Origin of the sequence: Moorena sp. SIO4G3, from assembly GCF_010692305.1 — a bacterium.
GTDB lineage: Bacteria > Cyanobacteriota > Cyanobacteriia > Cyanobacteriales > Coleofasciculaceae > Moorena > Moorena producens_A.
On the sequence record NZ_JAAHIG010000469.1, the window covers coordinates 1 to 6198 of the forward strand.

Genomic DNA, 6198 nt, shown 5'->3' on the forward strand with positions numbered 1-6198 from the left:
TTCGCTAGGAGGAACGTAATTACAACTGTTAGGATTGGTAACCTCTTCCACAAAGTTAATAATCGTGTCCTTAGTCGTACCCTCATTCCAAGACACTAAGGGGTCATAGTCCGCAGCAGCAGGGGGACATGCCACAAAGCTTCCTAGGCAAAAGACTGATAACAGAATCGATAGGAAAACTAAAAACGTTCTTTTTTTCATGATATAAGGCTTCTTCTGCGGTGTAATTGCTGAGCAGCTTCAATCCAATTAAGGCTATTTTTAGGGAGCCAACTGATCTTGTTGATACAAACTATTGGCAAGTAGTTATGGTCAACCCTGGTTGGCAGGCATCACTGATGGGCAGTTTTTCTGATTTGCCATCAAGTGACGCCTTGATTGTTGAGCTAGGGGTGGCACTTAGCCAGTAAAAACTTAGTGCTATAGCACTACGGATTATGCTTAGGACATTGATACAAGCAGCAAAAGCTGTTTTAGTAAACTTTTGCCTTTTGCCTTTTGCCAATGCCATTGCGCGTAGCGCTATATACCCTACTGAGTAGCTTAATCCAATGCCATATTCTTGAGGTCTTCTATTAGCTCCTGCACAACAATATCGACGCTAAAAGATGCGGGACGTTGACTAGGTGGAAAATCCCTGAAGGTATCCAGGAATTTAGCCATATATGCTACGGCTGGACCTAGCAAGTAAGTGCGTTCGAAGCGCCAGTCTACGTAATAGTCAGACTCGAAGGGAGCTCTCTCAAAGGGATCGCGACGCAGATTAAGGATCATGGGAACCCTCAAATTGACATAGGGTTCTTGCCAAGTATCAAAACCTAGAGCTCGCTGTTCGGCAAAAATTATCTTCCAATCTTTAAACCGGAGTGCCGATGGGTAAGCATCATCAGTGAAATAGTAGAACTCTTCACGAGGCCCTTCAGGAAATTGGTATTGGGTACCTAGACGTGATAAATAGGGCCAGAAGTTATAGCCATCTAGATGAATTTTGTTATTCTCACCGTCAGGAGTGGTGTAACCATCTGTAAGTAGCTGTTCCTTGATATCGTCCACACCAACTGCTGCCATGAGGGTGGGCAACATATCTTGGAGAGATATGATTTCGTTGGAAACCAAACCTGGTTGGATATGACCAGGCCATTTGATCATAGCGGGCACGCGGAAACCACCTTCCCAGTTAGTTACTTTTTCGTTACGGAAAGGACTTATGCCGCCGTCGGGCCAGGTAAATAGTTCTGCACCGTTGTCAGTGGTGTAGAGCACAATGGTTTTATCGTCAATGCCCAATTCTTCAAGCTTATGGAGAAGCTGACCGACATGACCGTCATGTTCTACCATGCCGTCTGCCTCGATTCCCTGTCCGGTAACCCCGACAGATTCGTCTTTAAGGTGGGTAAAGACGTGCATACGGGTGGCGTTAAACCAGACAAAAAATGGCTGACTGTTATCGTGGGCCTCAGAGATGAAATCTAGTGCACCATCTAGGAACTCTTCGTCCACTGTTTCCATCCGCTTTTTAGTTAGCGGACCGGTGTTGCAGACTCGTTGATTTCCGCTAGGATTCTTATCCGGATCTTGATTTGTTACGTCTATTATTGGTTTTAGTAATGTCCCCTCTTCGCAAAGTATTTCATTGTCTGCATAGCTATGGATTACGCCTCGCGGCCTAAAAAGATCGTCGAATACTGGATACTCACCTAAAGGTGGATAGTCTTCGTTTTCTGGTTCCTCTTCAGCATTGAGGTGATAGAGGTTGCCATAGAACTCATCGAAACCGTGGTTAGTGGGTAGATACTTATCTAAGTCACCCAGATGGTTTTTACCGAATTGACCAGTGGCATAGCCCAGGGGCTTAAGCAACTCAGCTAGGGTTGGGTCTTTAGCCTGTAATCCTACGTCAACACCAGGTAAGCCCACCTTGGTTAAACCAGTACGTGCAGGACTCTGACCAGTGATAAAGGCAGCGCGGCCAGCAGTACAGCTGTTCTCAGCATAGAAGTCGGTGAACATTATGCCATCTTCAGCAATGCTGTCGATGTTGGGTGTTTCATAGCCCATTATCCCCCGGTTGTAGATACTGGTGTTAAACCAGCCGATGTCATCTCCCATAATTACCAGGATGTTGGGCTGGTCTTGTGTATCGGCAGCAAGTGCTATTCCTTGGTTAGTTCCTGGGAGGAAACCAACTAGGGCGAAGGTAATCGTTAGTACGATTGCCATCACCCCATTGAATAATCGCTTCCCAATCTGGGCAGTTTCCTGACTGCCCTTGGAGCGATTAGCTCTCAAATATTCCATAACTCTCCCTATGTATCGGAGTTTCAAGTTTGGTGTTGCAAGTTTTCTGCACCCGTTGGTTAGTATCGCACAGTTTTTCCATCACAAAAATGATTTTTTTGATGAAATGTGATTAAAAAAATCTTAAGTATTTACCAGATTGAATCAGCCTAAACCCGCATAAACCCAGAGTTAGCAAGCACTTATTTGACCCAGGTTTTTTATAAAATCCGGCAAAAATTCAGAGATTATATTTGATATTCTTATCAATATATATATATATATATATAACAAAAACTAATCTATTATCAAAAATTTACAATTTTACTATAATCTTTGCCCTAGAAAAACCCGTTAATAAATGTAAACAAAACGGGGGTTTGGGTCTAAGTTTGATAAGATGGTATTTTAAGCAATAAACAATAATAAAAATTATTAATAATTTTCGCTCTTTGGTACTTGTTAGGCTATAATGGTAGTTGTAATCCCCTAAAACGACTACTGTTTATAGCTTTGATAATTGATTTTTTTAGGCTAAATAGGATCTCAAGTTTCTGATAGTTGAAGTCTATAACATCTTCTAGAGGGTGATTTCATTGATAGTTATTGACAAAAGTTTCACAATATGTATTTCTAGGAAATTCCCCTTCCAGGCAAACCATTCGGAAAAAAATGATCCGATCGCGTTAGAGTGCGATCGCATCTGAAAAAAAGTATTGGTAGACCAGTAGGGTTTAGCGGTAGCGTAACGCACCAATAGGTAAGTATTCAGCCGTCAGCTATCAGCTATCAGCTAATGCGTTAAGTCCCAGCGTCGTTCGCACAGCGTGGCCAAACGCGCCCCGCTTGGCCAAAGCCTGTGCCACGCTACTTGAGGTGCTATCAGCATATGCGCTACGCGCACGCTACGCGAACACCTATCAGGCGCTTTAACTGCATGGGGTCGGATTAGTAAAACGAGCAGGGATTTTCAACCAGCCCTTCAGGTTAATTAACGAATTGTTAGTCATTTCAGTTGATTGAACTCGACTAATTCGTCAGATTTTAATCATTAAATTTGCTTAAAAATCAGCAAATTTTGGTTTATTTGCCTATCCCGCTATCTCCTCTAATCGTTAATTTATGGCATTTTGAAACAGCCCTGCCGCAGTATTGGGGGGCTCAATCATACCAAGAATCAGCAACACCCTAAAAATTGATAGCTGGAATCTGCACGGAGCATGTCACGGGAGCATGTCACTTATGCAGCAACATTAGTACTAAATCTGGGTAATGGTTAATAGGTAATGGGTAATAGGTAATGGGTAATAGGTAATAGGAATCTGCATAAGTAAATTTATGTTAAGATACCAACAGTAGATTGTTAAATGCAGAGTCTGTATAACTATTACCAAGAATTATCAGTCAAAGGATATTTTTTTAGGAAAAATTTTATATTTAACCTAACTTTACATCCTATACATGCTATCTTTCAGCCATAAGAAACATGACCAGGATTGGACGTTACAATAATTAGTTTTATCTATGATTCGTTTTGTTAAGCCTCATCATCGATCGTCTCAAAACCTGGTATAGTGGAAGCTTAAATTCATGTAAATTAGATTAACAAATATACCAAAGGGAACAGGGAACAGCGGATCTGGGAACAGGGAACAGCGGATCTGGGAGTAGGGAGTAGCGATGCAGCGCCGCCAAAGGGGGTTTCCCCCATGAGCGACTGCATCAAGACGGGAGTAGGGAAAAGGGAACAAAAATTCTCACAATTCCTACACGGATTGGTATAGTCCGGTATGCTACAAAAATAGCTAGGAAGCCGACATAATCAACTACCTAGCCATCAGGTTTTTTTTATAATTGGGGGCTTAATTGATTGGTTTCATTTTCGGGCAGGCAGGATGCCCATTCCATTATTAAGCAACCCCAACAATCCCGTACTCGAACGATTTGCAGACAACACCGTACTTAGTGGGACTGCAAACCGCTGTATTGTCAACATTAGTGTTTCGGCGTGCTTTGCCCAGCAGTTGGTATGTAGGGATCTGGTGTGCCTGGTGGAATTGGCGGTTCCTTTTCTAGAGAAGCAGTATGGTCAAGCAACACTTGACCTGCGGGCCAGCGCATCCAGGTCAGGTGAATCCAATTGGGATCTAGGGGATACTCTTCCTTAGGGTCAGTATGAAGATCGAAGAACATCTGCACGTTGTAATCTTCAGTGGGTTTAGCCCAAGCACTGTCAATCTTTTTGTTAATCATCTTGAAGTTGCGCCACTTGACCCCAAATACTTGGTTGCCCACATATATCACCTCAGCCTCCCGATTAGAGTGAACTTGTTCGCCTAGGAAAAAGTTCAGTTGATCGACCCCGTCAATCATGCGATCTTGGGGTACATTGCCCCCAACAATTCGAGCAAAGGTAGGAAACAGATCCATTTCATGGACATTTTCGTTATTGACAACACCTGCAGGTACTTTGCCTGGCCACCGGATGATAAATGGCACCCGTAGCGATCCCTCAAACCCCGTGAAGTAGCTGCCTCGCCAAGGTCCGCTGAATCCGTGGTAGGGAGCCAATGGATCTGGACCGTTGTCAGAGGTAAAAATAAAGATGGTGTTGTCCCGAATGCCAAGCTCATCTACTTTATCGAGCAACTGTCCCACATAGAAATCTGTCTGTGCTAACACATCGGCGAAGTCACCATTGCGCGTTGACCCAGCAAAATCAGGGTGTGGTGTGACTGGCATGTGAGTTTGGGTATAGGGAACGAACAAGAAGAAGGGCTTGTTGGCTTCTACCTTTCGCTCCATAAAGTCCATCGACTTGTCGGTCAAGGTCTTGTCGATCGCGGCTCGCTCCTCCAAGTTGTAGACCTTCAGCTTAGTTGGTTTTTCTCCCTTGTGCCCGGTCATAATATATTCTGGATGAGCAGCAGGATGGGAGTATGGACGATAACGAGGATCGTCTGGCCAAAAGGCCTCATCAGAGGAGTTGGGAATCCCATACCACTCATCAAAGCCTTGATCCGTGGGAAATCGGCCTTCGGTTTGACCCAAGTGCCATTTGCCAAACATACCCGTGGAATAACCTGCATCAGAGAGCATCTCAGCCAAAGTGTATTCCCATTGGGTGAGCCCGTAAAGCGGTGTTTCCAGGGGAATGGAGGAGTTCCCCGTGCGGATGGCATAGCGCCCGGTCATAATGGCCGCTCGACTGGGGGTGCATTGAGCCTCAACGTTGAAATTGAGCAGACGCATACCTTCGCCAGCTAGCTTATCAATGCGAGGCGTGGCCGCTCCTCGCAAGATGCCCCCACCGTAAACTCCTAGTTCGCCCCAACCGAAGTTATCCATGAAAATTAGGACAATGTTGGGATTCTCGAATCCAGAGCAGGGTCTTTGAGTTCGAGCTTGGGCGGGTGCTATGGTGATTTCTAACTGAAAGAAAATCGCGATCGCAACTGCCACCCCTATCTTCCAAATACGGTTCCAATTCATTCAAAATACCTTATCTGTGCCTTGTTTACCCTATCAAGTTATTGCCCTTTTTTGTGCAATAGGATGCCGAAGTAATACAAAACAACGACATCCTATCTCTAATCCCTAGCTGTTGAATTCAACAGTTATAGCACTACGCATTAAGCTTAGAACATTGATACAAGGTGAAAAACTGTTTTAGCTGTCCGGCAAAATTCATCCCACACCTAATGCATAGCATTAGGTGTGGGATGAATTTTGCACAGGGTATTAATAAAATTGCTATAATATATGTACTGATAAACAAAGCCGAAAATGCTGGTTTGTCAGCCACCTACTAATCAAAAATACAACTTATTGTATTGTTCCGGCGCGGAGGGGCATCCCGTGTCGTTAATAAAGCTTACCGAGTATCCGAACCGTTGGGTGGAGTTGGTAAGAAGCCCACAC

Annotated in this window: 3 protein-coding genes and 1 pseudogene; all 4 read right to left on the bottom strand. The window is 44.1% G+C overall.

Going from position 1 to position 6198, the window contains the following annotated elements:
• A pseudogene (locus F6J99_RS40230) lies at positions 1–201 on the bottom strand (haloacid dehalogenase-like hydrolase); the annotation flags it as partial.
• A 91-nt stretch (positions 202–292) separates the two neighbouring features.
• Positions 293–511 carry a hypothetical protein gene (locus F6J99_RS40235; RefSeq protein ID WP_293121781.1) on the bottom strand — a complete coding sequence of 73 codons (219 nt, stop codon included), beginning with the start codon at positions 509–511 and terminating at the stop codon, positions 293–295.
• 32 nt (positions 512–543) lie between these two features.
• A complete protein-coding gene (locus F6J99_RS40240) occupies positions 544–2298 on the bottom strand; it encodes an arylsulfatase (protein ID WP_293121783.1) in 1755 nt (584 codons plus the stop codon).
• 1974 nt (positions 2299–4272) lie between these two features.
• On the bottom strand, positions 4273–5769 hold the full coding sequence (locus tag F6J99_RS40245) for an arylsulfatase (RefSeq protein WP_293121785.1): 1497 nt from the start codon (positions 5767–5769) through the stop codon (positions 4273–4275).
• Positions 5770–6198 lie beyond the last annotated feature (429 nt).

What these genes read in the sequence shown, in the direction of transcription:
- F6J99_RS40235 (WP_293121781.1), bottom strand. Translation starts at nt 511, where the DNA reads ATGGCATTGGCAAAAGGCAAAAGGCAAAAGTTTACTAAAACAGCTTTT.
- F6J99_RS40240 (WP_293121783.1), bottom strand. Translation starts at nt 2,298, where the DNA reads ATGGAATATTTGAGAGCTAATCGCTCCAAGGGCAGTCAGGAAACTGCC.
- F6J99_RS40245 (WP_293121785.1), bottom strand. Translation starts at nt 5,769, where the DNA reads ATGAATTGGAACCGTATTTGGAAGATAGGGGTGGCAGTTGCGATCGCG.